Genomic DNA, 25,276 nt, shown 5'->3' on the forward strand with positions numbered 1-25,276 from the left:
AGCGGGTGCAGCCGTCGGGAGTGTGGGCCACGGCGGTGGGGGTGGCCCGGGTGCGGGCGCTGGAGACCGAGCGGGAGAACGCGCTGTTCCGCGACCCACTGGCACAGGCCTTCGCCGCCGCCGGCGGCTTATGGCCCTCCTCGCCGCCGCTGCCCGATGACGAGGCCGCGCGACGCCGCCGGCGGGCCGTGTCGTTCTCCATCGTCATCAGGACGAAGTTCCTCGACGACCTGTTGCAGCAGGCCTCCGCGTCCGGGGTCCGGCAGGTCGTCCTGCTCGGCGCCGGCATGGACAGCCGGGCCTTCAGGATGGACTGGCCGGAGGGCACCCGGCTGTTCGAGGTCGACACCGCCGCGCCACTGGACTTCAAGGCTTCGGTGCTGCGCCAGGAGCGGGCCGTCGCGCGCTGCGAGCGGATCACTGTCGCGGTGGATCTGCGTGAGGACTGGCCGGGCGCACTGGCCGCCGCAGGGCACGACCCGGCCGAGCCGACCGTGTGGATCGCTGAAGGACTACTGATCTACCTGCCCGAGGACGCGGTGGAGCTGCTGCTGGCCCGGATCAGCGCGCAGTCGGCGGCAGGCAGCCGGATGGGGCTGACATTGGGCTCGCGCGGCGTGATCGAGCGCTTCGGCGCGGACGCCACGCCGGGATCGGCGGCGTCCATGTGGGTTTCGGAGATGCCCGACGACCCGGTGGGCTGGCTGGCCGGGCACGGCTGGGAGGTCGACAGCCACACCCTGCGCGAGCGCGCTGCCGCCTACGGCCGCCCGATCAGCACCCCGCCGCAACGCGAGGAGCGGCCCGGTGGACTGATCTCGGCGGTCCGCCGGTAGAGCGCCTCCCGGTTCCCCTGGATGATCGATTCCAACGGGGCCTGATGAGCGGAGCCAGGCTCATGCGCGGCCGACCGGCCATGCGCGCACTGACCGCCTACGACCACTAAAGTCCGCCCGAAAATCGCCTGCCTGGAGGGGGGTCTCGACAGTCCTTCGCCGTGAACGAAGTGCTGCCGCAGTTGAACGAGCTGCTGTTCCAGCAGGCAGGGACCGCCGATCCATGGATAAACCTTCCTCTCCCGCCGCTGAGTGGACGCTTCTACGGTCGAGGCTGTGGGCATTCACCGGCCCGCAGTCAGCGAAGGAGAGAATCCCCCATGAAGATGACCGGCAACACGATCCTGATCACCGGCGGCACCTCGGGCATCGGGCTCGGCCTGGCCCTGCGTCTGCACGAGGCCGGCAACAAGGTGATCGTCGCCGGGCGACGCAAGGCGTTGCTCGACGAGATCAGGGCCGAGCGCCCGGGCATCGACGCGCTCGTCCTCGACGTCACGGACCCCGACTCGATCACCCGTGTCCGTGAGACCGTGGCCGCGAGCTACCCGGAGTTGAACATTCTGGTCAACAACGCCGGCATCATGCTGCGGGAGAACCTCCTCGACCCGGCCGAACTCCCGATCGCCGAGGATCACGTCACGGTCAACCTGCTCGGCACGATCCGGATGACGTACGCCTTCCTGCCGCTGCTGATCGGTAAGCCCGATGCGGTCGTCATGAACGTCACCTCCGCGCTGGCGTTCGTGCCGATGCCGGCCACCCCGACGTACAACGCGACCAAGGCCGCGCTGCACTCCTTCTCCGAGAGCCTGCGCGTCCAGCTCGCGGGCGCCGACGCCGACGTGCAGGTGATCGAGGTGGCTCCGCCGGGCGTGCGCACGACCCTGCTGGGCCAGGAGAACAGCGAGACCTCGATGCCGCTGGACGACTTCCTCACCGAGACCCTCGACATCGTGCGCGAGAACCCCGACGCGAAGGAACTCGTCGTGGAGCGCGCCAGGTTCGTGCGCGACGCGGAGGCCAACGGCTCCTACGACAACGTCCTGGCCATGCTCAGCGGCGTCTGAGCGACGTCGCTCCCCAGCCGCTCGTTTCCTCCCTGCACAAGGGAGACAGGAAGAACCACGATGAAACCCACGAATGAAGACACTGTCGAAATAGCACGGGTGCTGGCCCTGTGGGGTCACATCATGGACGACCGTGAGCTGGCCCGCCTCGGCGAGGTCCTCACCAAAGATGCGGAATGGGACGGAAGCGTCTTCGGCTTCGCCCCGGTCGTCGGGCTGGAGGCGATCACCTCCGTCCTGAGCGCCGACGGACACGCGAGCGCTCATCACACGACGAACATCGTCGTGTCGGAGGGGCCGGCCGACGAGGCCCGGGTCCGATCCAAGGCATTGGGCGTCGTCGACGGCGGCACCGTCATCAGCGTCGTCTACGCCGATGAACTGCGGCGCACCGCCGACGGCTGGCGCATATCCAAGCGGGTCATACAGGCCAAGTGATGATCGGGGTCGTGTGCTGCGACCCCGATCCGAGCCTTGACTCCTTCTTCGCGCACACCAACGGCACGTATGACGACGGCCAGGCCACGTTCTGAAACGTCGTCAGCGTGTCCTTGCGGCGTCATTCCGGCCGCCCCCGGGCGGCGTCGCCCGCCGCCCATCCCAATTGGTCACCTTGGCGCCGAACTAAGGTCATTTCCTTACTCTCAAGAACCCTGATTCTCGCCGCTCCGCCGCGGCCACAACCCGCTGTCCGCCGACGGAAATGTTCTGATTCGATACGACAGTACGGACTGGTCAGCATGCCTCTCAGAGGCGAGTACGAGCCGAGCCTGATCGGCTGGGACGACGCGACAAGGCGGGACCTGCCGGTCGTCATCCTGACCACCCTGGGCGGGAAGAGCGGAAAGATCCGAAAGTCCCCGCTCATGCGCGTGGAGCACGACGGCTCCTACGCCGTGGTCGCCTCCGCGGGAGAGGCCCCCAAGCACCCGTTCTGGTATCACAAGCCGTCGAGGCGTTTCCTACCTATGCCGAGCTCCAGAAGAAGGTGGACCGTGAGATCCCGGTCTTCGTCCTGGAGCCGGCGGCTGTGGCGCACTGACGCGGCCTGGTCGGTTCACACACGGATCAGCCCAGCGGTTTTCCCCTGACGGCGTCGGAACCTTCCGGGAACTGCCCATCGATGGGAGCGGTGTCTTCCCAAACCATCCGCTCAATCCGTTCGGGCCATTTCTCCGCGAAGACGCACCCGACCCGTGCGCCCATCGAGTGGCCGATCAACGTGAAGCGGCCCAGGGCGAGCGCATCGGAGAACGCTTCGAGGTCGCCGCACCCCAACTCGAAGGAATAGTCGCCGGGCCAGGCGCTTTCGCCATGGCCGCGTTGAGTGAGGGCGAAGACATGGTAGTGCTCGGCGAGGAAGCTCGCGATCTCGTCCTAGTCCCGCGCGTCGTACATGAGGCCATGCAGAAGAATGAGTGGCGGCGCATCCGGGTTACCCGCCTCGCGGTATGGAAAAGTCAATTGCGAAAGCTCGATGCTGTGGTCACTGAAAACGGTCATCTGTTCTTCCGTTCGCTTGGTGGGTGTCAGCAGCGCAACGTGGCGTGGCCCTGTCTCGCCCGGAGTGCCCGCAGCGTCGACCGTATGAGAGCTTTCGCGCGGGCGGGAGAGGACGGTTCATCCATGGATTGGCGGTCTCTGGATAGCCGGGCGTCAAGCGGCGACGATGGGGTACATGGACAAGAAAGAACTGGCGGAGTTCCTTCGCCACCGGCGTGAGGCGCTGCGCCCCCGCGACGTCGGACTGGTCGAGGGGCCGCGCAGGCGCACCCAGGGGCTGCGCCGCGAGGAGGTCGCTCAGCTCGCCGGCATGTCCACGGACTACTACGCCCGCCTGGAACAGCAGCGTGCCCCGCAGCCCTCCGTCCAGATCGCCACCGCCCTTGCCCGGGCGCTGCGGCTGACCCTGGACGAGCGAGACCACCTCTTCGTCCTCATCGGTCACAACGCCCCGGCCCGTTTCCACCGCTCCGAGCATGTCAGCCCGACGCTGCTGCGGGTGCTGGACCGTCTGGACGACTCCCCGGCCCTGGTGCTGACCGACATGTCCGACACCCTCGCGATGAACCCGCTGGCCATCGCCCTGCTCGGCGACCAGACCCGGCACACCGGCCTGGCCCGCAGCGCCTACTACCGCTGGTTCATGGACCCGGCCGAGCGGCTGGTATATCCCGAAGAAGACCACGAACGACACGGCCGTGCCCAGGCAGCCCGTCTGCGGGCCGCGCTCACGGCCGGCAGCGACGTCCCCCGGGCCACCCGGATCCTCGCCGAACTCCAGGAACACAGCCCCGAGTTCGTCCGCCTGTGGGAACTCCAGGAAGTCGCCCAGCGCTACGACGAGAGCAAGACCATCGTCCATCCCGAGCTCGGCCGTATCGACGTCGACGGCCAGGTCCTGTTCACCGAGAACCGCGCCCAGACCCTGGTGGTGCTGACCACCCGCCCCGGCACGGAAAGCCACAGCAAGCTGGAACTGCTCTCCGTCATAGGACACCAGCAGCTCACCACCTGAGCCCGAGTTCCCAGCACCGACGAGGGAACGGGTCGTAGATCGTGTCAGGTCCGCGTGTGCCGTGGAGGCGAAAGGCACGTACGACGACGTCCTGGCCGTGCTCACCATCATGTGACGAGGCTTGGGCCCGTCTGCCGAACTCGCTTCGGACCGGGGTCGGGTCCCGGCTCGTCCCCGCGTCGTCGGCCTCGGCGATCAGCACCACTCACATGTGCCGCTCCGGGCGGGACGTCGTAGCCCGCGCGATGCACTCCTGTGAACCGGAAGGCACGCCGCCGGCGCCATGAATGCAGCCGAGGAGAGCGATGTCGGGCAACGGATACGCGTACGTCTGCACGTTCGATGAGTTGGAGGAGGGCGTCCCGCGGCGCCTCGAGGTGGAGGGTGTGCCCGTTTCGCCGGTCCTGACCGAGCAGCGGGTCTTCGCGATCCATGACCTGTGCTCGCACAGCGCGGTTTCGCTCTCCGAAGGGGAGGTGGACGCCTTGACCGTCGAGCGCCGGCTGCACGGCTCCCGCTTCGACCTGCGCACTGGAGACCCTCTCGATCCTCCTGCGACCCGCCCCGTCCCCGTGTACCCGGTGCGGGTCGAGGACGGAATCGTGTACGCACAAGTGACAGGAACACCGTGATGGATGTGGCGGACGACACCGTCGTCGAGCGGGCCGATGCCGCCCGCAACCGTGCCCGCCTGCTGGAGGCGGCAGCCCGGCTGGTGGGCGAGCGTGGCGCCGGACACGTGACGATGCAGTCGGTCGCGGAGGCCGCCGGGGTGGGAAAGGCCACGCTCTTTCGCCGGTTCGGCGACCGCGACGGGCTCCTGCTCGCCCTCCTCGGTGAGGCCGAAGCCGAGTTCCAGGTGGCGTACACCGAAGGTCCCTCGCCACTGGGGCCGGGCGCGCCCGCGAGGGAACGGCTGGAGGCGTTCGGCTCCGCCTTGATCGAGCGCATCGCTGCCGACGCGGACCTGGGCGCCGCGCTGGGACGCCAGGTGCTCCACGACCGTCGCCACGCCTCCGACACCGGTCGCTCCTTCCACCGCCACGTCTCAACCCTCTTGACGGAAGCGGGAGTCGACGGGGACCACGACATGCTCGCCCACGCCCTGCTCGCCTTCGCGAACTTCGAGACGACGGACTACCTGCATGTGGGAAGCGAGGTCCCCGTCGCCCGTCTCCAGGCCACCTGGGTGGACCTGGTGCGGCGGGTGACCCGCATGGACGGAGCGTGAACCCTGGAGATCCGAAGCGTCGACATTGCGCCCGGCGCCCCAACGGCCCGGAGGAAGATCCCGAACGCGCACCGCTCGCTCAGATCCCGGACGAGGTCGTGGCCCGTTCCGCGTCCGGGAGATGCCGCTCCGCCCAGGCGGCCAGCTCCTTGAGAGCCGGTTCGAGTGCCCCGCCGGCTTCCGTCAAACGGTACGAGACGCGCAAGGGGGCATCGAGGCTGCCCCCTTCCCTGCCGACCTGGCCGACCCCACCGCAGTCCCGGCCCTTGTCGACGCCATCCGCGACCACTTCGGCCGGATCGATGTCGTCGAGTACGCCCCGATCGCCGCCGACCTACACCCCGGTGGAGGTGTTCCATGCGGTGCTGCCGGAGATGATCGAGCGCGGTGACGGTGCCGTCCTGATGGGCACCGGCTACTCGGCGGTCGAGGCGATGCCCCACGCCAGTGGCCCCGGATTCATCCTCGACACCCTGCGGCGGCTGAGGGAGGAGGGCCTGAGTCGATCTCTGGTCGAGCAGAACGCCAAGCTCCCCTTCGACGCGATCAGCCACTGCCTCGTCATAGGGGACGGCAGCGTGGCCATGACGGGAACCTCCGAGGAACTCAGCAGGGCCACGTGAGTGGGACGGCGCGGTTCACCGTGGGTTCGGTGGTGTGGCCCAGGGGTTCCTCCCGCCGGGGCCTTCATCGCCGCCCTGGGTGTCTGACGGCTCGTGGTGAGGCGCCCAGTTCTCGGTGGCAGGTCTTGTTGAACGCCTGGAGGTCGGGGATGCCGACGGTCGCGGCGATCGCAGGGATGGCGAGTGTGGAGGCGATCAGGAGGTGCCGGGCGCGCTCCATGCGGCGGTGCCGGATGTAGCCGACGACGGTGAGTCCGGTGTCTTGGCGGAAGAGGCGTGTGAGCTGGGTGTGCGAGATCCCGGCGGCGTGGGCGATGTCGGGGACGCTCAGCGGGGTGGCCAGATGTTCTTCGATGTGGGCCATGGCTGTGCGCAGGGCGGGATGCCCGGACCGTTCGCGGTCGGAGGCGTCGGTCAGGCCGGTCGTGCGCCACAGTACGGTCCACAGTTCCGCGGCGGCCCGGGCAGGGGACTGCGTGCCGGCCGTGACCGTATGCCGCAGCAGCGCGCCGAGCACCGCCGCGTCCGCACCCGCGTCCTGCATGACGGGGACGCGGCGCCGCTCGCCCTCGCCCCGCAGTCTGAAGTGGGCATACAGGTGCTGGCTCGGGGTGGTGTCGTAGTGGAAGTGGACTTCTGTGTCGGGTGGTACGAGGCTGATGTGCCCGGGGCGGATCGGGTGCTGATGGCCGTCGAACTCCAGGGTGCCGGAGTAGGTGTACAGATGGAGTTGCCACAGCCGCGGCAGCCGGAACACGTCGTGCGGGCCGGTGTGCCCGTGGACGCCCACGCCCGCGTTCGCCACCTGCGGAGGCAGGTCGAGGGTCAGCTCCACGGAATGCGTCATGACGGAAAACTACCAGTGCTTGCTGATTACAGCCCACGACTCCCGGCCTCGCTCCTCCTACGGTTGCCGTATGCCAACCACACGACAACTGCTGAGTTCCGCCCAGGTGGCGCGGTTCGTGGCACACGGATTCCTGCGCCTGGACGGCGTCGTGCCCCGGGAGTTCAACGAGGAGGCGCCCGGCGTCTTCGCCGCGGGGCTGCCCTCCGTGCCCTACGGCACCCCCGTACGGAAGGCGTTTCCCGAGGGATCCTTCGCCCGACGGCTCCTCGAACTTCCCGCCGTCGCCGGCGCGTTGGAGAGCCTGGTGGGCCCCGACCCGACCGTCGACCACCACCACGTGCACACCCGCGAGCCGCGCGAGGGCAGCGCGCAGCCGCTGCATGCCGACGCCCTCATCGATGTGCGGCCCGACGCCTTCGACGTGCAGCTCATGTACTACCCGCAGGAGGTCACCGCCGACATGGGCGGCACGCTCATCGTCCCGGGCAGCCATCTGCGCCGCACCAACGAGTCCGACACCGGCCGCTACCAGAACCTGCGCGGCCAGACCCGGCTGACCTGCCCGGCCGGCACGGTCCTCCTGCTCCACCACGGCATCTGGCACGGCGGGCGACGCAATGACAGCGACACCGTCCGCCACATGTACAAGATCCGCTTCAACCCGACCGTGCCGCAGGTACGGCTCTGGGACACCGCCGACCTGCACGACCCGGCCGTGCGCGAGGAGTTGAGGCGCACCTTTGCCTGGTACGAACCGGCCACCGGCCGGCTGGAGGTCCACAACCGGATCCGGCTGTGGCGCCTGCTGTCCGCCGATCCCGACTTCGACATCGAGTACTGGGCCACCCGCATCTCCAACCGACCTGCGCACCGGAGCCACGCATGACCAGTCCGAACACCGTGCGGCAGCAGGTCCTCGTCCTGTACCTGGCCACCTCCGCCCTCGACGCCCCGGTCATCGGATGGGCCCGCTACGACGGCACCGGCGCGACCCGGCCCACCACCGGGGACACCGACGAGCCGCCGTACGAGACGGGCGTCGCCGCGCTGGAGGACGGCTGGCGGCTCATCCAGGCCGCCCCGCTCATCCCGCCGTACCCGGGAGCGGAACACGAGACGTCGTTCCTCAAACACGAGTTCTTCTTCGAGAGACTCGTCGCAGCGTGAGGTGATGCGGCCGTCGCGCGGTCCTCAGCGCTTCCACTGTTCAGGACCGCCCCCGCGCCATTCGACGAGAGCAGACCGGGCGACATCCATCTCGTCCCAGTCCTGCAGACCGGCCTCCTGAAGGAAGGCGGCGACATCGATGAGTCCGTAGGCGATGCCGACGAAGTGGTCGCCGATACGGACACGCCGGCCGCCGTCTTCGGTCGGCGGATAGACGACGACGGTCGGTTCAGTGGCCATGTTCCAAGCGTGCGGCTTGTGACTGTTGCGCGCATGCGGGGCCCCAGCGCCCTCGGCAGCACCGGCCGCTACGGCTTTCGGGCAACGGGCCGGCCTGGGTAGCAGCCGCCTGCGGTGGTGATGCGCCGGCTGGGCCCGGTTGTCCGACCATGCGTCGAGACGGCTGCCCGAACGCATGACGTCGGAAGTACCAGCGGATCGGGCTCAGACTTCCGCGTCGTTCTCAATCGTCTGCTGTTCCAGCCACGAGGCGAGTTGCATGGCCATGTCGCCGACGAAGGAGGGATGCCAGGCGTTGGGATCATGGCTCAACGTCAGATTGGGGTTGCGTCGGAGCATCCAGATGCTTCCGAACAGGTTGATCTCCCCCGGAAACCGGCCCATAGGGCCGTTCTGCCCTGGGAAGACGGGGTAGTTCGGGAAATCCCGGGCTGCGTGATACGTGAACCCGTAGTGCTTGAGAAATCGCTCCAGGGCCACCCGCCGACCTGCACGACTCCGCCGCCGCCAAGAAGTCCTGTTCCGTCTCCGCCTCAGCACGACGATCAAACCCGTCAGCCGTCCCAAGGACGCCTCCGGGTTCGTCGTCTCGCCTCGCCGAACCCTGATCTCCTGGGCCGCCATCACTCTCAAGACCCCCCGTCTCACCCGCAGGTTCGGCCCGCCAATGACCGGACCAGCTCACCCAGGTCGCCTCAATACACGCCGGCATCCGGGACATGTCCATCCGGCGCCAACGCAGGAGCAGGTTGACGGTGCGACCAGCGGCCACCGCTGAGTCATCAGTTCAACGGTGGCCGCAGTCCTGGGTGTTAGCCGGCCATGTCAGCGGCCTCGGCCGCGCTGGTGTCCTTCTGTTGTGGAAGCGCACCCGCCGGCGGCGCCTGCCGCACGGCCCGGTTGGCCGTGGTGAGGAGGGCCAGAGTGAGCAGCCATGCTCCGCAGAGCCAGACCAGCGGCTTGGCACCCAGTGTGGTGATCAGCGCGCCACCTGCGAGCGTGCCGATCGACAGGGCTCCCGTGGTGAGTGTGGAGACCGCGCTCGTCGCCCGGCCTCGCAGCTCATCAGGGGTGATCGCCAGCTGGTGCGTGGTCATGGCCACCGTATAGACCGGAGCCACCAGCGACTCGGCGGCCGCGACCGCTGCCAGCAGCAGCGGGTTGGGCGCGAGAGCGTACAGCGGGAACATCAATGCTTCCAACCACAGCATCACCACAGCGATCCGACCCAGCGGAAAGCGGCGAGTGGCCCTGTCCGAGACCAGCGCCCCCGCCATGGCACCGACCGCCGCGCCGCTGAAGATGACTCCGATCCACAGGGGCGAGGCACCGACCTGCCGGGCGAGAGTGATGATCAACAGGTACCCGGCGCCGTAGCGCACCTTGTCAGCGGCCGAGACAAGAGTGAGGAAGCGGATGACCGGCCGGCGCCAGAGCCAGCCGAGCCCCTCTCTGATCTCGGTGGTGAGTCGGGACGTCGTCCGCACGTCCTGCCGGTCCATCTGGAATCGAGCACGCATCAAACGCAGCGACACCGCGGACACCGCGAAAGAAATCGCGTTGACGGCGAACGGCACAGTCCTGCCGAAGGCATAGAGCGCACCGGCGAGTGAGGCCCCGAAGATGCCCACCGCGCTGGTGGCGGACTGTGAGTAGCCGAGCGCAGCGGACAGCTGTCGCGGACCAACCACGTTGGGCAGCGCCGCTGAGTTCGCCACCTGGAAGAGAGTGGTCAGGATCCCGGCAAGCACCGTAGTCGCATACAGCTGGGGCATCGTGAGCCTGTTCAGCCACAGCGCGACGGCGACGCTACCAATGAGCACGGCCCGGCCGAGCTCACACCAGATCATGGTGGCCTTGCGGTCCCACCGGTCGACGAGGGCGCCGGCAATCAGCCCGAACACCAAGAAGGAAAGAGTGCCGAGGCCCAGAACGAACCCGGCTTGGGCGGCCGACCCGGTGAGGGCAAGCACGATCAGCGGCAGGGCCATGAAATGAGCCTGGTCACCGATGGCAGAGACCAACTGGCCGCTCAGCAGCAGCGAGAAGTCCCGGTTCCGGAACAGGCCGGGACCGCGAAGAGTATTCAATGGAGTTACGCTCCATAATAGCTCAAGGGCACAAGGGTGACGTCGAAGCTGGTGTCCGAGCTAAGAAACACGGGGCGTCATAGACATGCGCGAACCGTAGCCAGGGCCTGGGTCGGACTGCAATCGCTTTTGTGGAGATGGACGTACGACTTCAGCGGCTTCACGCGCGTGGAGATACAGGTGCTGAGGCCGAGATGAATACGAGGTCCGCGGCTGTCGCTGATGGGCGGTCACCGCAACGCCGTCACCCAATTTCTTCCCCGCTGCGGCTTCTTGGCGGGGCGCGGCGAGCTGGTCCTTCGTTGCCCTCTTCGGACAGTCCGGACCCGCGCTGTCCTTCGACCTGTTCGGCATCCTCGCCCGCATCACCCACGTCCCTTACACCACCGGGCTCATGCGGTGGCACCAAGCCAATCGCGCGGACTGGCAGTTGCTGTACGGCGGCCGTACCAGGTCGTCGATGGCCTTTCGCGAGGAGTTGACGGCGGCCTACGGCGAGCGGGTGCAGGTCGTCCCGCAGGACGAGCTCGGGCTGCTGGACCTCGCGGCCTGGCTTGGCGCACCACGAGCCGACACCAAGGTGTACTGCTGCGGCCCCGCGCCGCTGCTCGCCGCTGTCGAAGCGGCGTGCGCCGGCTGGCCGACGTACGCCCCGCGCACCGAGCGCTTCACCGCCGCTGTGCAGACCCCGCCAGTGCGCAAGGCGCCGTTCGAGGTGGACCTGCGGCGCACGGGACGCACCGTCACCGTCACCCCGGACGTGTCCGTGCTGGAGGCGGTGCGCCGCGCCGGGGCGGACGTGCTGTCGTCCTGTGAGCAGGGCACCTGCGGCACGTGTCTGACACCGGTGCTGGCGGGACAGCCCGACCACCGCGACTCGATCCTCGCCGACCACGAACGGGCCGCCAACGACTGCATGTTCCTGTGCGTGTCCCGCTCCTGCGGCGACCGCCTCGTGCTCGATCTCTGAGCACACCCGTCCTTCTTCCCTTTCCTCAAGGAGCCGCGATGACCGAGGCACTGGAGCGTGCCGTCGTGCCGCCTGCCAGCGACGCCGACCCGTTCGCCCACGACGCCCTCTTGGATCCCGAGCCGCTGCATCAGGCCCTGCGCGAGGCCGGTCCGGTCGTGTACCTGTCGCGCTACGACGTCCACGCGCTGGCCCGCTATGAGCAGGTGCACGCAGCCCTGGTGGACTGGCAGCACTTCGAGTCGGGTTCGGGCGTGGGCCTGGCCAACTTCCGGCACGAGAAGCCGTGGCGTCCGCCGAGCCTGCTACTGGAGGCGGACTCGCCCCGGCACGACGCGCCGCGCCGGGTGCTGCGCGAGATCCTCGCCCCGCCCGCCCTGCGCCGCCTGCGCGAGACCTGGCACCTCGTGGCCGAGGAGCTGGTCGACCACGTCCTCGCCGGGAGCACCGAGTTCGATGCCTTCACTGCGCTGGCGGAGGCGTTCCCTCTGCGGGCCTTCCCGGACGCGGTGGGCCTCGGCCCGGACGGCCGGGAGAACCTGCTGCCCTACGGCAACATGGCCTTCAACGCCTTCGGCCCGCGCAACGACCTGGTCGCGGCCGACGCGCACCGGGTGGCCGAACTGTCGGCGTGGGTGAACGCCCAGTGCGCACGGGAGACGTTGAGCGAGGACGGTTTCGGCGCGCGGATCTGGGAGGCCGCCGATCGTGGTGATCTGACAGACGCGCAGGCGCCGTTGGTGGTGCGTTCACTGCTCACGGCCGGCGTCGATACCACCGTGCACGGTCTTGCGGCCTGTCTGTACGCCTTCGCCACCCACCCCGAGGAGTGGCAACGGCTATGGCAGCGGCCGGAGTTGGCGCGGGCCGCCTTCGACGAGGCGGTGCGCTGGCAGTCACCGGTGCAGACCTTCTTCCGTACTGTCACCACCGACATCACCATCGCCGGCACCCTCATCCCCGCGGACACGAAGATCCTCATGTTCCTCGGCGCGGCCAACCGCGACCCGGCCCGCTGGACCGATCCGGACCGCTTCGACCTCACCCGCGACCCCTCCCGCCACGTCGGCTTCGGCATGGGCATCCACCAGTGCATCGGCCAGCACGTCGCCCGCCTGGAGGCCGAGGCGCTGCTGACCGCACTGGCCCGCCGCGTCGAGCGGATCGAGCTCACCGGCACACCGCAGCGCCACCCCAACAACACCCTGCGCTCTTGGGCATCCCTGCCCGTGCGCGTCCAGCCGGCCGCCTGACCGGCCCTCGATCACCGAGAAGTGTGGGGAAGCAAGAAATGTCCCAGCAGGTATGAGGAGTCGTCGCGCGGGCGAAGGGCGAGCCGGTCGGCATCGAGACGATCGTCATCCCCGATCCGGGGCCGGGGGAGGCGGTGGTACGCATCCAGGCATGCGGGGTGTGCCACACCGACCTCCACTACCGTGAGGGCGGCATCAACGAGAGTTCCCCTTCCTGCTCGGCCACGAGCCATCGACGAGTTCCCGCTCAACCCGGGTTCCGCCCCCAGCGTGCTGCTCGCCGTCGGTATCGGCATCACCCCCGGGACTCGCCCGGGCCCTGCGCGCCCGAGGCAGCCACTACCGGATCCTCTACGCGGGCCGGTCCCGCGAACGCATGGCGTTCGCACGGGAGTTGGAGGATGGCCACCCCGGCCTGGTGACTCTGGCGGAATCGGCGCGCGGAGCACGTCTGAGCCCCGCCGAGGTGGTCGCCGGCGTTCCCAAGGACGGCGTGCTGTACGTCTGTGGTCCCATGGGCCTGCTCAGGGACGTCCGTCAGGCCTGGCAAGGAGCGGCGATCGCCCGCGGACCTGCGGTTCGAGACCTTCGGAACGAGCGGTGACCATCCCGCCCGTCCGGATCGGGTCACCGTGCCGCGGCACGGTGTCACGGTCGAGGTTCCGGTCGGCACCAGCATGCTGGACGCTTTGCGGGCGGCGGGCGTCGAGATCATGTACGACTGTCTGCGCGGCGAGTGCGGGCTGTGCCGCGTCCAGATCCTGCAGAGCGACGGGCCCGTGGACCACCGTGACGTGTTCCTGTCCCCACGACAGCGGGCCCGGAACTCCTGGTCAGCACTGGGATACGGGTGGGAGATATCGGGAGTAAGGCCGCTTTTCGGTTCACTGAAGAAGCCCAGCTTCTTCGGAGAGTGCGACACCAGAAGGTTCTTCGTCTGCTTGCGGTACATGGCCCGCTGACCTGAGGAAATGAGAGAAATCTCGGGAAGGGGAGCGAAGTCGGTCCGCTCCCGGTCCGGATCTGGTGGCGGGGCCGCGCTGGGTGTCGATGCCGGGAGTGTCTCCGTGGCACCACATGGCGCATGTCGTAGAGACCGTCCACGGGCGTCCAGTTAATCCGGGGTGAGCGTGTAAGTCCAGGTCAGGGCCTTGTGGCCCGAGGGCGTCTGCGGGGTTGGTGACCCGCCTGTGATCGCTCGTGGCACGGCGAGGCCCGCCGGAAACCGTTCCGACGGGGACCTCCGCGCGGAGCCGGGAGAGGCCGAAGCGCTCCGGCGCGGCTTTGGCGTGAGATCGGTTGCGCTCGCACGACTGGTTCCAGGGAGCGGTGAAGGAACGCCCGCCCGAGCAGCCGACCCGCTGCAGGGAGGCACTCCCCGGTGCGAAATACTCTCCCGATGAGTTCACGCACTTCCCCGATCAGCCAGCCGATCACGATACGGAGGGCAGTCGCGCGGGATGCCAAACGGCTCACGCGGCTTGTGCGTGGCTCAGGCGCCTACGCGGGCGAGTACGCAGCCGCAGTGGCGGGCTACCGGGTCGGTCCTGATTACATCGAAGCCCACCGCGCCTTCGTAGCCGTCGACGCCGACGAGCAGGGAGGCCGGGTCATAGGGTTCTACTCGCTCGTCCTCGCTCCACCGGAGCTCGACCTGCTGTTCGTCGCCGACGAAGCGCAAGGACGGGGTATTGGACGGCTGCTCGTCGCGCACATGCAGTCCGAGGCCCATGCCGCCGGGCTCGACTGTGTCAAGGTCGTGTCGCATCTTCCCGCCGAGGACTTCTACCACCGCGTTGGTGCGGTGCGGACCGGGACCGCGCTCGCGAACCCGCCCGCCGTGCCGTGGGACCGTCCCAAATTCGAGTTTCGCATTCCTTCTGAATGACGCGGCGTGCCGGTTCGCAGGGCACCGGCTTCGCCTTCACGGTGGCCGGCAGGCAGGAGCCGCTGGACGCTGCACGCTCCGCGTGTGCCGTCATCTCTGCCCTGGCTGGGGAATCGCCTGCGCCGACGGCCTCTCCCGGCGACTCCCTCGCCTCCGGCACTCCCAGGGCCATGAAAATCGCGTACACCTCGGATCGCTCCACACACGATCGAGGTCGGCCGCGTTCCTGGAAGGCGGTGGTGCCGCTGGTGACGCGCAGGGCGTTGCTGCGTAGCCCTTCTTCGGGGTGCCGGCACACCGCAGCATCTCCAGGCGGAACCGCCGGCCCGCCCAGCGCTACGGCGTGGGGGGCCGCTGCGGGGAGCGGAGTACGAGCAGGGTGATCTCGCTCGGGGCGAAGACACGGAAGGGCGGGCCCCAGAAGCCGGTGCCACGGCTGGTGTAGAGAAGGGTGCGGGTGCCGTGGCGGCTGAGGCCGGCGACGGCGGGCTGGTCGATGCGGACCAGGTGGTGGAAGGGCCAGATCTGGCCGCCGTGGGTGTGGCCGGAGAGCTGGAGGTCGACGCCGCCGGCTGCCGCCCGGTCGACGAACTTGGGCTGGTGGGCCAGGAGCAGGACGGGGTGGTCAGGGTCGGCGCCGTGCAGGGCTCCGGCGAGGTGGGCGCCGTGGCCGGCGAGGCCGGAGGACTCGGCCGTGACGTCATCCACGCCGGCGACCACGAGGGTGTCGCCACCGCGTTCGAGCAGCAGATGGCGGTTGCGCAGCGGCTCCCAGCCCAGCTCGTCCATCAGGTCGACCCAGCCCTGGGCCTCGCTGTAGTACTCGTGGTTGCCGGTGACGTAGACCCGGGCCCGGGTGGCCTGCACGGTGCTGAGTGGGGCGGCCTGGGCGCGGCGCCGTTCGGCCGTGCCGTCCGCGATGTCTCCGGTGTGGCAGACCAGGTCGGCTTCCAGGCTGTTGACCGTCTCGCAGACCCGCGCCGACCAGCGGGCGCGGTCGAGCGGGCCGTAATGGGTGTCGGTGATGAGGACGACGCGCGTGCCGTCCAACCCGGCCCCCAGGCGCGGAAGTTGCACCTCCAGGCGGCGTACCCGTGGTACCCGGCGGGCCTCGGCGTACCCCCAGGCGAGCAGCACGGTGGCTGCGCCGAGGACCGCCCAGGTGACGATCCGGGCCCGGTCCTGGCCGCCGCTGACGCCGGTCACGGTCAAGGCGAGCCGCAGCGGGACGCCGAGCACGACGGACCAGGTGAACAGAACCCAGCTGGTGCCCAGCAGGGTGTCTCCGACGATCGCCGCCCAGTCCTGCTGGCGTCGGCCGTGGCCGCGCACCATCGCGAGCGGCATACCGATCAGGCCGAGGGCGAACAGGGCGGTGCCGGCGAGCGTGACAGGGAGCGGCCAGTGCTGGCCGGTGTGCAGCAGCAGCCAGCAGGGCACGGTCCACAGCAGGACGGGGGCGATCAGGGGGAGGTAGCGCATCAGACGGTGCAGTCGACTCTGCTGAGTCGGGAGCGCTGCACTGTCGGCGAGTCGGGTTTCGCTGGTGTCGGTCACGCTTGCCCTCCTTGAGCAACCAGGCTGCCGTCGCGCGCACTGTATCCGGCCTGTCCAGTTCGCCCGTGCCCAGTACGTCGCTCGCTCCGCGGGCCCGTCGTCGACGCCCTGTGGGGGTGGCGGTGCTGGGAGTGGACACGCACCGGGATGCGCATCCCGGGATCTGCTGAAGTGGGCCGAGAAGGTGGGAGCCGTGAGGCGGGCCGGGGTGGAGGGGACCGGCTTCTACGGGGCGTCCTTGTCGCGTGTCACTGCCGATCCCGCCTTGCGGAAAGAACTGCCCGGACTGGGCAATGCCGAACTCTTCCGGACCTGTGCCCGGTTCGCCGACGTGAGCAGTCGCGAGGAGGACGCTGAGGAATCGGTGCTGCAGGCCGCTCGGATCACGCTGGGTCTGCCGGCTCCGCAGTCCACTGTCCTCGGTACAGGCGAGAACCACCCTGCCGATGAACTCGCCGTCGAGTTTGGCGCATGTCAGGCGCTCGCTGATCGCGGCTTCTTCACGCCAGCATTCCGCAGCCCCGGCCCGTGCTGCTCCTGGCTTCTGCCCTCGCCGGCTGTGGCGCGCTCGGTACCCAGTCGCTCGTCAACATCTTCGTCGCCGTATCCCACCCTGCCCGCCTGCGCGGCACTGCGCTCGGCTTCAGGCTCGGAGTGGGGCACGTCGGCGCCATCGTCGGCCCCGGCTATCTGGGCGCCGTCACCGTGCTGATCAGCTCACCCAAAGCCGGCTTCTACGCCTTGCTGTCCCGGCCATCCTCGGCGCGGGCCTGACAGGTCTGCTCAGACCAGCGCGGCGTGCCTCCAGCTTGGGCAGCCCGACGGCGTACCTCTGGCCCAATAACTACCCGCCTCCTTACCCCGTACGACTCGCCACGGCGTCTCTGCCGGGTGGCGTCGTCACTGCAGGCAAGGACTGAACGGATGACGGTGCGGTGCACGAGGTGCACTCGCTCAAGCGTCGCGCAGCTACCGCGCTCAAGCGTCGCGCTGCCACCGCGACACGGCCTGTGCCTATCCCGCCGCAGTTCGTTCGGATCCTCCGTGAACACGTCGATCGATCTGGCGTGGCGCCTGACCGTCGGCTGTTCCGGAATCAGGCCGGCAACTACGTGGACGCAGCTGCGTACGGAACGACATGGGGGCGGGCACGGAAGTGCTCACCCGTAAGGCCGCTTGGCCTCTGGTCTGGTCAAGCGGCCTTACGATCTTCGGCACGCCGGGAGCTCTTCCGTCACTATGCCAAGTTCCTGGAAAGTTCGGGAGCAGGCCGAGTTCTGTTCCCGCACCCCTCGTCCGATGCCGACGTCACGATGAGGACGGCATCGCAGGAGCTGCCCAGAGGCACTTCGGCGACAGTCGGTTCGACCGGTCCCCTTAAGAGGGATCTTCGAGCAGGCTGCGATCGGTCGTCCGCAAACCTCCGCGGCCGTATGTCCCAGCAGCCCGGCGGCCCTGCGAGAGCACAGCCGCATCGCTCCCGCGCGGTCGAGCAGAGCAATGCAGGATACGTATAGAGCATGGGATTTGGGTGCTAGATTCCGCTGTATGAGTATGGGTCTCGAAGAGCGGGTGCGGTCGGCGGTGGCGGCGCTCCTGTACGCGGCCGGCGAGTCGCAGACCGAACTCGCCGCCGCCTTGGGGGTGAGCCAGGCCCAGGTGAGCCGCCGTCAGTCCGGCACCGCGGCCTGGAGCCTGACCGACTGCGAGGCGGTCGCCGCGCACTACGGCATCGACGTCCTCGAACTCCTGGCAGGACCCACCCGGGCCACCGAGGCACTGCCCTCCGCCCGCCGCCGCGTCCCCGGCCGACAGGCCGGCACCCGGCGTCCCGCAGCCGTCGAAGGAGGCGTGTGATGGCAGACTTCGGCGCGATCGACGCCCTGCTCGCCGGCGCCAAGAAGGAGGTGGCGCTGCCGCCCGCCGAGGAGCGGCGCACCCTGCGCGAAGAGCTGAACCTCTCGCGCGCCCAGCTCGCGCAAGCCCTGGGGGTGAGCCCGTCCACGGTCGGGGGCTGGGAGTCCGGGCGGGACCCTGGCGGGGAAGTGCGGGAGAAGTACGCCTACTTCCTTGAGGGAGCGAAGGCCAAGCTGGCCGCCGAGGCAGCGGAGGCGGCCGAGGAAGTCCCGGTCGATGAGCCGGAGGACGAGCTTCGCGCGGACGCCGAGCAGGCAGCCGGCCAGGACGACGACGTCGATATGCTCGCCACCGCCCAGCCGTGTGTGCTGTGCGGACAGCCCGCCCGCCACCAGGTCGCGGGATTCCCCCAGCACCTGGACCCCGCCGAGTGTCATGCCGCCGAGCCCGCGCAGAGGAGCGAGCCCGCGGTGCCGCGGAAGCCGGCTCCGCAATCGGAACCCCGCAGTGCGCGGCCGTCCTCCGGCGGGCAGGGCCCGGCGGGGGACGGCGTCAGGGTCGTACCCGTCGGCCGCCGTCTGAAGACCACCGACACGCCGGACCTGATCGGCTCCGCCGTCGCGGCCGCGCTCGCCGAGCACTCCGGCGACCTCGACGCGGCCACCAAGGCCTTGGTGAAACGAGCGATTCCGGACGCGATGGCGCTGCTGGATCACAGTCGCAAGGGCGGCCGCTATGAGGTGGTGGCGCACCCATGGCTGCCCGACATCCTGCGCAAACAGACCTCCCGCGGTGCAGACCAGATCTGGGAGGCCCGCCCCAAATGGGCGCGGCCCGAACTGCCGTCCGGACAGCACGAGGTCACCGCGCTCGACATCAACGGCGCCTATTTGAGCGCACTCAAGACCCATCTGCCGCTCGGGCAGCTGGAGCACTCCACCGGCAACCGTCACAACCCGCGGCGCGCCGGCGTCCACCTGATCACCCCGCCCGACTGGGCGCACGACGCCTACCTCCCCAACCCGATCGGCAGCCGGGACGAGCCAGGCCCGCTGTGGGTGACCGAGTCGACCCTGCGCCTGCTGCTGAGGGTCTCGGGACCGAGGTACGGCCTGTGCGACCCGCCGGAGATCCACGAGTCGTGGACCTCCGGCCAGACGGAAGGCCTGCTGGAGAAGTTCCGTGTCGCTCTCAAGGACGCCCGGGACCGGGCGATCGCCGAGGACGACGAGGTGACGCTGGAGTACGTCAAGGCGATGTACTCGAAGTTCGTCTCGACGCTGGGGGAGTCGAACTACAACCGGGAGCTGTACCGCACCGACTGGATGCACCTCATCCGCTCCCAGGCCTTCGCGAACCTGTGGTGGAAGGCCCACCGCGCCTACGACGAAGGCCTCATGGTCGTCCGTGCGATGGGCACCGACGAACTCCACGTCATCGGAGACTGGCGCGCGGTGTTCGACGAGGGCCGCGGCGTCAGCGAGGTGAAGGTCAAGGACATCTACACCGTCGGCACGCCCGACCCGCACGACGAACCAGCGGACTGAATCGGCGACCCGACCAATCTCCGGCGAGGAGGTCGAGATGACCGAGGGCACGCCGATCCGCCACATGCCTACCGGGGCGAGTCGCCGGGCGGCTGCTGGAGCAGCGGCGCACGAGGTACTTCTCCATCCGCCCGGTCTGGGCGGACGGCGGCTGTGCCCGGCGGTTCGTCGGCTGGGCCCGACAGGAGGGCGCCTGGTCTGAGCACGGGCGGCAGGCTACGAGCCAGACCGTCTGCTCGGCTCACAGACCCGCTCGAGGAGTGCCTTTCTTGATCACCTGTCCGGTGTCGGTCACAGGCCAGGAGCCGGAGGTGCTCTCCTGTTGCGCCGCTTCCTGGAAGTCGACGACGGCGGCGCCGTACGTCCTCGCCCAGTCGGTCAGGGTGGCGATGGGTTCGGTGAGGGTTTGGCCGAGGTCGGTGAGCCTGTACTCAACCCGTGGGGGCGCTTCGGCATAGGCACGGCGCTCGATCAAGCCGTAGCTCTGAAGTCTGCGCAGGGTCTGGGTGAGTACCTTGCGGGAGATGCCACCGACGAGATCAACGAGCTCACTGTGCCGACGGGGCTCGCGACTGAGGGCGAACAGGACGAAGACGGCCCATTTGTTGGTGATGATGTCGATGGCGAGCCGGGCGGGGCAGTCGGCGAGGAAGACGCCTCCGGCTGAGTCGTGCGTGGCCCAAGGTTATCGGGACTCTGGCAGAAGGCCCCGGTGTTCATGCCGGGGACGTATGCATCTGAAGGTTGCTGTGACGTGCGCCTTGGAGCGGACGTTCTTGCTTCTCGATGTACTGGCGGACGATGGCGTCGTCAGGGCAGCAGGTAGCGTCACGCACGAGCCTGGGGCGCACCCGCTGATGATCGTCCGGTGGCGTTTGGCCGATCAGGCGCGGTCGTGGAGCGTGACCTGGTAGCCGTCGGGGTCGGCGAAGGTGAAGGTCCGACCGAAGGGGCCGTCGATCGGGGCGGAGACGATGGTGTGGCCGTCGGTGACTAGCGCGTCGTGGATGGCCTGGACGTCGGTGGCGTGGAGCCAGATCGCGGCACCGATGCCGGGCTGAGCTACGGATGCGAGGTCGGTGCCGGGAATGACGTCGCGGAGTGCGAACGCGATCGGCTTCGTCTCGAAGACCACGGCGTGCGGAGGTCCGGCCGGCGAGCGGACGAGGCCCAGGTACTGCTCGTAGAACGCCTGCGAAGCGTCCAGGTCGCGCACTTGGAGCGAGATGAAGTCGGGGCCGGTGGCTGGCATGATGGTATCCCTTCCTTTCGTGTCAGTTTTCTGACACGCATCAACCTATGTCAGAATACTGACATGAGTCAAGAAGGTGTCGGCGTCGACCTGGAGACGTCACTGGGCTATCTGCTGAAAGAAGCGTCGAGCGCGCTGCGCGCGGCCATGGAGGAAGTGCTGCGGCCGCTCGGGATGAGCGTGACGCACTACTCCTGCCTCGAGCTGCTGGCGCAACGACCGGGCTTGTCGAACTCCGAGCTTGCGCGGGGCGCGTTCGTGACACGGCAGACGATGAACGTATTGCTCCAGGCCCTGGAACGAGACGGCTACGTGACCAGGCCTGCGGAGGCACCCGTCGGGAAGGTGCTTCCCACGCGGCTCACACCTAGCGGCCGACGAAGCCTCGAGAAAGCGAGCGCAGCCGTCCGGTCCGTCGAGGCCAGAATGCTGGCCGGCCTGGCCGAGACCGAGCAGTCAGACGCGTTCCGGATCCTGCAGAGCATGATCCATTCCCTGCGCGGTGACAACGAGGGTGCATAGCTCGTTCCGCGGCACACGTCTCGTCGCGCTCGGACAGGAGTTCAGCGAGCCTGAAGTCCGTGTCGGCGACCTCGAAAACCGACAGACCCCGACCACACCTTCTACTGCGATGAGCCGGTTTTCGCCCGGTGCCCTTACCGCCTGGCACAGCCACGGCCTGGGCCAGTCCCTGTACATCGTCGACAGGGAACTGGGCGGCCTGGTCGCGGCTGACGAGGACGAGCAGGTAGATCTGCCCGATTCCCTTGACGCCGGGGTAGCCGACCGGCCGGTTGTCGTCTTTCCAGTGCCGCTCCGCGCCGACCGGTCCCCGGCCTACGCACCCGGCGGATGTCGCGATCCCGCCATGGATGAGTCTCACGATGTAATGGCCGAGTGGCGGGAGACCGTTCGGCGATCAGCCATGTGACTGGCTGTCGCCGGAGGCGATCGCTGAACTCGTCGCCGGGTTCGACTTCCACGGCCGCCGCGTCGAGCTGCAAAACGAGTCGGTGCTCGACCGCTACAGCCGCGCGGAGATCAAGTCCGGCCGCAAGGCCGGCGACCGGCTGTGGGTCGACCGCAGCTTCCACAAGTTCCCCAACACCAAGGGCATCGTCAGCGACCAGCGGGCGAAGAGCGAGGGCTGGAAGATGTGCGGCCCCTACACCGGCAGCCGCACGCAGTCCGTCTTGAATGCCGACTTCGCCGCACGCACCTGTGCTGAGGTCGACGGCGTCACCAAGAACTCCTAACAAAGTGAGAGGTTGACCAGTCGTCGCCAGCAGATGATGCCGCAGGCCAGGCTCAGGAAGGCTTCGTGGATGTCGTCGCGGATCTCCCAGCGGATGCGCAGTCGGCGGAACCAGTGCAGCAGCGCAAAGCTCTGCTCGACCACCCAGCGGTGCACGCCCAGTCCCGAGCCGTGCTGGACGCCGCGCCGCGCGATGACCGGGGTGATTCCCAGGGCCCGCACCTGCTTGCGGTACTTGTCGTGGTCGTAGCCGCGGTCGGCGTAGAGCGCGACCGGTCGCCGTCGGGGCCGTCCTCGTCGGCCGCGTATGGGCGGGACGGCCTGGAGCAGGGGAATGAGCTGGGTGACGTCATTGCGGTTTCCGCCGGTCAGCGACACCGCCAGCGGGATGCCGTGCCCTTCGGTTATCAGATGGTGCTTGGAGCCTGTCCGGGCACGGTCGACCGGGCTCGGTCCTGTTTTGGGCCGCCTTTGAGCGCCCTGACGTGCGAGCCGTCGATCACCGCCCTCGACCAGTTCAGCGCGCCGACGGCGTTCAGCTCGGCCAGGAGCGACTCGTGCAACCGCTGCCAGACGCCCGCGTCGTTCCAGTCACGCAGGCGCCGCCAGCAGGTCATGCCCGAGCCGAAGCCCAGCTCTTGGGGCAAGAACTCCCACGGAATGCCGGTGTACAGCACGAACAGGATGCCCGAAAGCACCTTCCGGTCGTCCAGACGCTTGCGACCGGGGTGATCCGTACGGCGCGGCACAACCGGCAGCAACGGCTCGATCCGCTCCCACAGCCCATCCGGCACGATCCACGGCGGCTGCTCACCCCTTCTCATGTCCAGGCTAACAACCCATCAGACACCAACATTCCAAGGCGAGTTGCAGCATTCTGTTAGGAGTTTCAAGTGCGGCAAGTGGTATGTGGACTGACGTGTCCCGGTGGCGGGGCACCGAAGCGGTGCCCCGACCGCATGCTGCAGGTCGTGTCGGAACGTTCGTGACGACAGGTCCTCCACCGTGGCCGGCGGGCTGCGTTCACGGTGGAGGCGTTCCTGGAGCGGTTGAGGTGCGGTCGGTGCTGCCTGAACGAGTAACGGCGGCCGGTACCTGGGGACATGGAGGGGCGGGCCACAGCTGGTGGCGCACCGGTGTCGCCGGCCTGCCCGGGGTGTGTGGGTGTGGTGGCTGGTGCGCGTGGTCGGGTTAGGCGATGTCGACGCCGTGGGCGCGGGCGAGTGCGTCGAGGCCGTCGGCCCAGCCCTGGCCGAGGGCGCGGAGTTTCCACACGGGGCGGCCGTCGAGGGTGTGCCGGTACAGCTCGGCGATGACCATGGCTTTGATGTGGGGGTCGGCGGGCGGGGTGAACGTCCACGCGGCGCCGGCGGGGCTGTCCATGTCGAGGGCGGCGTGGGTCAGGGCGGCGCAGGTCAGTCCGGTGTCGACGTCCATGTTGATGGCGATGGTCACGCGCTGGACCCGTTCGGGCAGGGCGGACAGGTGGAGGGTGGCGCATTCGACGGTATGCGGTCCTTCCTGCCGTTTGCCCAGCAGGCGTGCGGCACCGTCGGCGGTGGCGGGCTGGTTGTAGAAGACGAAGTCGTCATCACTGGCCACCCGACCGTCGTCGGCGGTGAGGAAGAGGGTGAGATCGGCGTCCGCGCCGGCGAAACGGAAGGCTATCCGCAGGCCTTGCCAGGCTTCTTCGGGCAATACCAGGGTCTGCCCGGCCACCAGCGCAGCCGGTGCGGGTGGTGGAGGCGGTGGCGCGGACGGCGGGAACAGGGGTGCCGGCGGCAGTGTGGTGGTGAGCGTGGCGTGCTTCCATGCGGCGAACGGGGTGAGGCGGTAGGGGTCGCCGTCCGGAGCCGGGTCGTCGGGCGGGGTGTTGGCGCCGAGCGTGCGGTCGAGGTCGGCAAGGGCGGCCCCGCCGGAATCGGGTTCGTCCTGAGCGTTGCCCAGCAGCTCCTGCAGGCCGGGCACCCGGCTCGTATCCAGCGGTTTGATGGAGCTGGAGAGATTCCCCGAGGCGGTCGTGGTGACAGCACAGGCGACGTCCTGGCCGAGGTCCAAGAACCGCAGCGCGTCCTCTGCCTCCCGCCAGACAGTGCCTTCGATCGCCTGTCGCGTCCAGCGGCCATAGGCGACGAAGCCCAGGCGCTGGGTGTCGGGCAGGCGCGTGAGGACGGCGAGGTCGATGGCGGTGATGCCCGGAGCGGTGGCGAAGCCCTCTTTGAGGGTGGCAATGAGGTGGGAGCCCATCGAGGTGAGCCACCACAGGAGCCGGTCGCGCTTGGTGAGGTTCTTCAGTGTCGGCCGTCCGCTGGAGGTCAGGCCGGGGGTCTGGGTGGGCAGCGTGTCGAGGTCCTGCTGCCGCATCAGCACGGACATCACCGAGCCGTCCACGCCGACGGCGCAGCCGGCGGCCGGATTGTCGGAGAAGGCCGTGTTAACGGCCTCGCAGACAATGCCCTCGTCGTTGGCGAGCAGGGCCTGCCACCACTGCCCGGCCTCGTCGGCCATCCGGTCCCGGATCGCGTGCAGACGCGCGGTCTCTGCCGCCAGGTAGGCGGGAGCGTCCTGCTGGGCGCGCTGCTTGGCAGCGGCCCGCTCCGCCCTCGCCAGTCGGCCCACCCCCTGCAGATGGAACGCCTGCGCCTCGGCGAGTGCCCACGGCAGACCCAGCTGCGGCACCTCCGGGAGCACGGGCGGATGTGCGGCGGGAAACACCTGCAAGTGGACCTCGGTCATTTGGCGCCGAAGCTCGCGCAGCTCAGCGATCGCGGCATCACGCTGCGCTTCCTGCTGAGCCCGTTCCGCCTGTCGGCGCGCCCGCTCCAACTGCGCGGCCGACGGCACAACCGTGCGCGAACGCGGGCTGCGCCGGGTACTGGTCCGCCCCCGGCTGCCCCGGAGGGAACTCGAGGCGTAGAACGGGCCGAGCCCGGAGGAGACCCGGGCACCGCCGCTGCCGACACTGATCCTCGCCGCACGCGGCCCGAGCGAGGTACGCACCCCGCGCGTCGAGACGCGCACACTCATCCCCGGAACACCCACACGGAAACCGAACCCCATGAGGCCCACCCC

The 25,276-nt window shown here is 68.9% G+C and carries 31 protein-coding genes and 1 pseudogene; 21 read left to right on the forward strand and 11 right to left on the reverse strand.

The annotated features are described in order from the left end of the window. The first annotated feature begins 20 nt into the window (after positions 1 to 20). From ACWC09_RS18325 to ACWC09_RS18340, 4 genes are all read left to right on the forward strand, one after another. On the forward strand, positions 21 to 836 hold the full coding sequence (locus ACWC09_RS18325; protein ID WP_450851630.1) for a class I SAM-dependent methyltransferase: 816 nt from the start codon (positions 21 to 23) through the stop codon (positions 834 to 836). A 320-nt stretch (positions 837 to 1,156) separates the two neighbouring features. Continuing rightward, positions 1,157 to 1,906 (forward strand): SDR family oxidoreductase, encoded by a 750-nt coding sequence (locus tag ACWC09_RS18330; protein WP_450851562.1) that lies wholly within the window; start codon positions 1,157 to 1,159, stop codon positions 1,904 to 1,906. A gap of 60 nt (positions 1,907 to 1,966) precedes the next feature. After that, positions 1,967 to 2,344 (forward strand): nuclear transport factor 2 family protein, encoded by a 378-nt coding sequence (locus tag ACWC09_RS18335; RefSeq protein ID WP_450851563.1) that lies wholly within the window; start codon positions 1,967 to 1,969, stop codon positions 2,342 to 2,344. Between the two features lie 340 nt (positions 2,345 to 2,684). Continuing rightward, complete coding sequence (locus ACWC09_RS18340) at positions 2,685 to 2,948, forward strand: nitroreductase/quinone reductase family protein (RefSeq protein WP_450851631.1); 264 nt, start codon at positions 2,685 to 2,687, stop codon at positions 2,946 to 2,948. 26 nt (positions 2,949 to 2,974) lie between these two features. On the opposite strand, the gene ACWC09_RS18345 is transcribed toward ACWC09_RS18340, so the two are convergent. Then, entirely contained in the window at positions 2,975 to 3,277 is a 303-nt protein-coding gene (locus ACWC09_RS18345) for an alpha/beta fold hydrolase (RefSeq protein WP_450851632.1), read from the reverse strand. Positions 3,278 to 3,584: 307 nt separating this feature from the next. Here ACWC09_RS18345 and ACWC09_RS18350 point away from each other — a divergent pair, with 307 nt between their 5' ends. The 3 genes from ACWC09_RS18350 to ACWC09_RS18360 all read left to right on the forward strand — a co-directional run bounded on the left by ACWC09_RS18350 (position 3,585) and on the right by ACWC09_RS18360 (position 5,655). After that, on the forward strand, positions 3,585 to 4,424 hold the full coding sequence (locus ACWC09_RS18350) for a helix-turn-helix transcriptional regulator (protein WP_450851564.1): 840 nt from the start codon (positions 3,585 to 3,587) through the stop codon (positions 4,422 to 4,424). Between the two features lie 305 nt (positions 4,425 to 4,729). After that, positions 4,730 to 5,056: a non-heme iron oxygenase ferredoxin subunit gene (locus ACWC09_RS18355; protein WP_450851565.1), complete on the forward strand. Its 327-nt coding sequence runs from the start codon at positions 4,730 to 4,732 to the stop codon at positions 5,054 to 5,056. Then, complete coding sequence (locus ACWC09_RS18360) at positions 5,056 to 5,655, forward strand: TetR/AcrR family transcriptional regulator (protein WP_450851566.1); 600 nt, start codon at positions 5,056 to 5,058, stop codon at positions 5,653 to 5,655. The genes ACWC09_RS18355 and ACWC09_RS18360 overlap by 1 nt, the downstream gene beginning before the upstream one ends. 79 nt (positions 5,656 to 5,734) lie before the next feature. On the opposite strand, the gene ACWC09_RS18365 is transcribed toward ACWC09_RS18360, so the two are convergent. Beyond that, positions 5,735 to 5,944, reverse strand: coding sequence for a winged helix-turn-helix transcriptional regulator (locus ACWC09_RS18365; RefSeq protein ID WP_450851567.1), 210 nt, complete (start codon positions 5,942 to 5,944; stop codon positions 5,735 to 5,737). A 13-nt stretch (positions 5,945 to 5,957) separates the two neighbouring features. On the opposite strand from ACWC09_RS18365, the gene ACWC09_RS18370 reads away from it, so the two are divergent. Further along, positions 5,958 to 6,278 (forward strand): hypothetical protein, encoded by a 321-nt coding sequence (locus ACWC09_RS18370; protein WP_450851568.1) that lies wholly within the window; start codon positions 5,958 to 5,960, stop codon positions 6,276 to 6,278. Between the two features lie 64 nt (positions 6,279 to 6,342). On the opposite strand, the gene ACWC09_RS18375 is transcribed toward ACWC09_RS18370, so the two are convergent. Further along, positions 6,343 to 7,125, reverse strand: a complete 783-nt coding sequence (locus ACWC09_RS18375) for a helix-turn-helix domain-containing protein (protein WP_450851569.1) — start codon at positions 7,123 to 7,125, stop codon at positions 6,343 to 6,345. A 70-nt stretch (positions 7,126 to 7,195) separates the two neighbouring features. Here ACWC09_RS18375 and ACWC09_RS18380 point away from each other — a divergent pair, with 70 nt between their 5' ends. Together ACWC09_RS18380 and ACWC09_RS18385 are read left to right on the forward strand one after the other, a co-directional pair. Continuing rightward, positions 7,196 to 8,014, forward strand: coding sequence for a phytanoyl-CoA dioxygenase family protein (locus tag ACWC09_RS18380; RefSeq protein WP_450851570.1), 819 nt, complete (start codon positions 7,196 to 7,198; stop codon positions 8,012 to 8,014). Next, positions 8,011 to 8,295, forward strand: a complete 285-nt coding sequence (locus tag ACWC09_RS18385; protein WP_450851571.1) for a hypothetical protein — start codon at positions 8,011 to 8,013, stop codon at positions 8,293 to 8,295. Before ACWC09_RS18380 ends, ACWC09_RS18385 begins: the two co-directional genes overlap by 4 nt. Before the next feature lie 24 nt (positions 8,296 to 8,319). Here the strand turns inward: ACWC09_RS18385 and ACWC09_RS18390 are convergent, their stop codons facing one another. The 3 genes from ACWC09_RS18390 to ACWC09_RS18400 form a co-directional block, all read right to left on the reverse strand. Then, the gene (locus ACWC09_RS18390) at positions 8,320 to 8,535 is read right to left on the reverse strand and encodes a hypothetical protein (RefSeq protein ID WP_450851572.1); all 216 of its coding nucleotides are present in this window, start codon (positions 8,533 to 8,535) and stop codon (positions 8,320 to 8,322) included. Between the two features lie 204 nt (positions 8,536 to 8,739). Beyond that, positions 8,740 to 9,015 (reverse strand): hypothetical protein, encoded by a 276-nt coding sequence (locus ACWC09_RS18395; RefSeq protein WP_450851573.1) that lies wholly within the window; start codon positions 9,013 to 9,015, stop codon positions 8,740 to 8,742. A gap of 332 nt (positions 9,016 to 9,347) precedes the next feature. Further along, positions 9,348 to 10,625 carry an MFS transporter gene (locus ACWC09_RS18400; RefSeq protein ID WP_450851574.1) on the reverse strand — a complete coding sequence of 426 codons (1,278 nt, stop codon included), beginning with the start codon at positions 10,623 to 10,625 and terminating at the stop codon, positions 9,348 to 9,350. A 394-nt stretch (positions 10,626 to 11,019) separates the two neighbouring features. Here ACWC09_RS18400 and ACWC09_RS18405 point away from each other — a divergent pair, with 394 nt between their 5' ends. From ACWC09_RS18405 to ACWC09_RS18425, 5 genes and pseudogenes are all read left to right on the forward strand, one after another. Beyond that, positions 11,020 to 11,595: a flavin reductase family protein gene (locus ACWC09_RS18405; protein WP_450851575.1), complete on the forward strand. Its 576-nt coding sequence runs from the start codon at positions 11,020 to 11,022 to the stop codon at positions 11,593 to 11,595. A 38-nt stretch (positions 11,596 to 11,633) separates the two neighbouring features. Continuing rightward, positions 11,634 to 12,848, forward strand: coding sequence for a cytochrome P450 (locus tag ACWC09_RS18410; RefSeq protein WP_450851576.1), 1,215 nt, complete (start codon positions 11,634 to 11,636; stop codon positions 12,846 to 12,848). A gap of 92 nt (positions 12,849 to 12,940) precedes the next feature. Next, positions 12,941 to 13,077: pseudogene (locus tag ACWC09_RS18415) on the forward strand (alcohol dehydrogenase catalytic domain-containing protein); the annotation flags it as partial. Between the two features lie 403 nt (positions 13,078 to 13,480). Next, on the forward strand, positions 13,481 to 13,810 hold the full coding sequence (locus ACWC09_RS18420; protein ID WP_450851577.1) for a 2Fe-2S iron-sulfur cluster-binding protein: 330 nt from the start codon (positions 13,481 to 13,483) through the stop codon (positions 13,808 to 13,810). 437 nt (positions 13,811 to 14,247) lie between these two features. Beyond that, positions 14,248 to 14,736, forward strand: a complete 489-nt coding sequence (locus tag ACWC09_RS18425; protein ID WP_450851578.1) for a GNAT family N-acetyltransferase — start codon at positions 14,248 to 14,250, stop codon at positions 14,734 to 14,736. 336 nt (positions 14,737 to 15,072) lie between these two features. Here ACWC09_RS18425 and ACWC09_RS18430 read toward each other — a convergent pair whose 3' ends face one another. Then, positions 15,073 to 16,293: a metallophosphoesterase gene (locus ACWC09_RS18430; protein WP_450851579.1), complete on the reverse strand. Its 1,221-nt coding sequence runs from the start codon at positions 16,291 to 16,293 to the stop codon at positions 15,073 to 15,075. 528 nt (positions 16,294 to 16,821) lie between these two features. Between ACWC09_RS18430 and ACWC09_RS18435 the strand changes: the two genes are divergently transcribed. From ACWC09_RS18435 to ACWC09_RS18445, 3 genes are all read left to right on the forward strand, one after another. Continuing rightward, the gene (locus tag ACWC09_RS18435; RefSeq protein ID WP_450851580.1) at positions 16,822 to 17,067 is read left to right on the forward strand and encodes a hypothetical protein; all 246 of its coding nucleotides are present in this window, start codon (positions 16,822 to 16,824) and stop codon (positions 17,065 to 17,067) included. Between the two features lie 774 nt (positions 17,068 to 17,841). Further along, a complete protein-coding gene (locus tag ACWC09_RS18440; RefSeq protein ID WP_450851581.1) occupies positions 17,842 to 18,150 on the forward strand; it encodes a helix-turn-helix domain-containing protein in 309 nt (102 codons plus the stop codon). Continuing rightward, positions 18,150 to 19,697: a helix-turn-helix domain-containing protein gene (locus tag ACWC09_RS18445; RefSeq protein ID WP_450851582.1), complete on the forward strand. Its 1,548-nt coding sequence runs from the start codon at positions 18,150 to 18,152 to the stop codon at positions 19,695 to 19,697. The genes ACWC09_RS18440 and ACWC09_RS18445 overlap by 1 nt, the downstream gene beginning before the upstream one ends. Positions 19,698 to 19,938: 241 nt before the next feature. On the opposite strand, the gene ACWC09_RS18450 is transcribed toward ACWC09_RS18445, so the two are convergent. After that, positions 19,939 to 20,319 (reverse strand): winged helix-turn-helix transcriptional regulator, encoded by a 381-nt coding sequence (locus tag ACWC09_RS18450; RefSeq protein WP_450851633.1) that lies wholly within the window; start codon positions 20,317 to 20,319, stop codon positions 19,939 to 19,941. Positions 20,320 to 20,580: 261 nt separating this feature from the next. Beyond that, positions 20,581 to 20,949, reverse strand: coding sequence for a VOC family protein (locus ACWC09_RS18455; protein ID WP_450851583.1), 369 nt, complete (start codon positions 20,947 to 20,949; stop codon positions 20,581 to 20,583). A gap of 63 nt (positions 20,950 to 21,012) precedes the next feature. Here ACWC09_RS18455 and ACWC09_RS18460 point away from each other — a divergent pair, with 63 nt between their 5' ends. The 3 genes from ACWC09_RS18460 (at position 21,013) to ACWC09_RS18470 (ending at position 22,205) form a co-directional block, all read left to right on the forward strand. Continuing rightward, positions 21,013 to 21,471 carry a MarR family winged helix-turn-helix transcriptional regulator gene (locus ACWC09_RS18460; protein ID WP_450851584.1) on the forward strand — a complete coding sequence of 153 codons (459 nt, stop codon included), beginning with the start codon at positions 21,013 to 21,015 and terminating at the stop codon, positions 21,469 to 21,471. Beyond that, a complete protein-coding gene (locus ACWC09_RS18465; RefSeq protein ID WP_450851585.1) occupies positions 21,464 to 21,880 on the forward strand; it encodes a hypothetical protein in 417 nt (138 codons plus the stop codon). The genes ACWC09_RS18460 and ACWC09_RS18465 overlap by 8 nt, the downstream gene beginning before the upstream one ends. A gap of 82 nt (positions 21,881 to 21,962) precedes the next feature. Beyond that, entirely contained in the window at positions 21,963 to 22,205 is a 243-nt protein-coding gene (locus tag ACWC09_RS18470) for a hypothetical protein (RefSeq protein WP_450851586.1), read from the forward strand. On the opposite strand, the gene ACWC09_RS18475 is transcribed toward ACWC09_RS18470, so the two are convergent. Together ACWC09_RS18475 and ACWC09_RS18480 are read right to left on the reverse strand one after the other, a co-directional pair. After that, positions 22,202 to 23,028, reverse strand: a protein-coding gene (locus tag ACWC09_RS18475; RefSeq protein ID WP_450851587.1) for an IS5 family transposase whose coding sequence is annotated in 2 segments (ribosomal slippage) — positions 22,202 to 22,668 and positions 22,668 to 23,028 — 828 coding nt in all. Because the reading frame shifts where the segments join, the coding sequence is not laid out codon by codon here. The genes ACWC09_RS18470 and ACWC09_RS18475 overlap by 4 nt on opposite strands. 367 nt (positions 23,029 to 23,395) lie before the next feature. Continuing rightward, entirely contained in the window at positions 23,396 to 25,231 is a 1,836-nt protein-coding gene (locus tag ACWC09_RS18480) for a TerD family protein (protein WP_450851588.1), read from the reverse strand. Positions 25,232 to 25,276: the final 45 nt, after the last annotated feature.

Source organism: Streptomyces sp. NPDC001617 (genome assembly GCF_053596855.1).

Coding starts and splice junctions, on each gene's coding strand:
- ACWC09_RS18330 (WP_450851562.1), top strand. CDS start 1,157: ATGAAGATGACCGGCAACACGATCCTGATCACCGGCGGCACCTCGGGC.
- ACWC09_RS18335 (WP_450851563.1), top strand. CDS start 1,967: ATGAAACCCACGAATGAAGACACTGTCGAAATAGCACGGGTGCTGGCC.
- ACWC09_RS18350 (WP_450851564.1), top strand. CDS start 3,585: ATGGACAAGAAAGAACTGGCGGAGTTCCTTCGCCACCGGCGTGAGGCG.
- ACWC09_RS18355 (WP_450851565.1), top strand. CDS start 4,730: ATGTCGGGCAACGGATACGCGTACGTCTGCACGTTCGATGAGTTGGAG.
- ACWC09_RS18360 (WP_450851566.1), top strand. CDS start 5,056: ATGGATGTGGCGGACGACACCGTCGTCGAGCGGGCCGATGCCGCCCGC.
- ACWC09_RS18370 (WP_450851568.1), top strand. CDS start 5,958: ATGTCGTCGAGTACGCCCCGATCGCCGCCGACCTACACCCCGGTGGAG.
- ACWC09_RS18375 (WP_450851569.1), bottom strand. CDS start 7,125: ATGACGCATTCCGTGGAGCTGACCCTCGACCTGCCTCCGCAGGTGGCG.
- ACWC09_RS18380 (WP_450851570.1), top strand. CDS start 7,196: ATGCCAACCACACGACAACTGCTGAGTTCCGCCCAGGTGGCGCGGTTC.
- ACWC09_RS18385 (WP_450851571.1), top strand. CDS start 8,011: ATGACCAGTCCGAACACCGTGCGGCAGCAGGTCCTCGTCCTGTACCTG.
- ACWC09_RS18390 (WP_450851572.1), bottom strand. CDS start 8,535: ATGGCCACTGAACCGACCGTCGTCGTCTATCCGCCGACCGAAGACGGC.
- ACWC09_RS18405 (WP_450851575.1), top strand. CDS start 11,020: ATGCGGTGGCACCAAGCCAATCGCGCGGACTGGCAGTTGCTGTACGGC.
- ACWC09_RS18410 (WP_450851576.1), top strand. CDS start 11,634: ATGACCGAGGCACTGGAGCGTGCCGTCGTGCCGCCTGCCAGCGACGCC.
- ACWC09_RS18425 (WP_450851578.1), top strand. CDS start 14,248: ATGAGTTCACGCACTTCCCCGATCAGCCAGCCGATCACGATACGGAGG.
- ACWC09_RS18440 (WP_450851581.1), top strand. CDS start 17,842: ATGAGTATGGGTCTCGAAGAGCGGGTGCGGTCGGCGGTGGCGGCGCTC.
- ACWC09_RS18445 (WP_450851582.1), top strand. CDS start 18,150: ATGGCAGACTTCGGCGCGATCGACGCCCTGCTCGCCGGCGCCAAGAAG.
- ACWC09_RS18455 (WP_450851583.1), bottom strand. CDS start 20,949: ATGCCAGCCACCGGCCCCGACTTCATCTCGCTCCAAGTGCGCGACCTG.
- ACWC09_RS18460 (WP_450851584.1), top strand. CDS start 21,013: ATGAGTCAAGAAGGTGTCGGCGTCGACCTGGAGACGTCACTGGGCTAT.
- ACWC09_RS18480 (WP_450851588.1), bottom strand. CDS start 25,231: ATGAGTGTGCGCGTCTCGACGCGCGGGGTGCGTACCTCGCTCGGGCCG.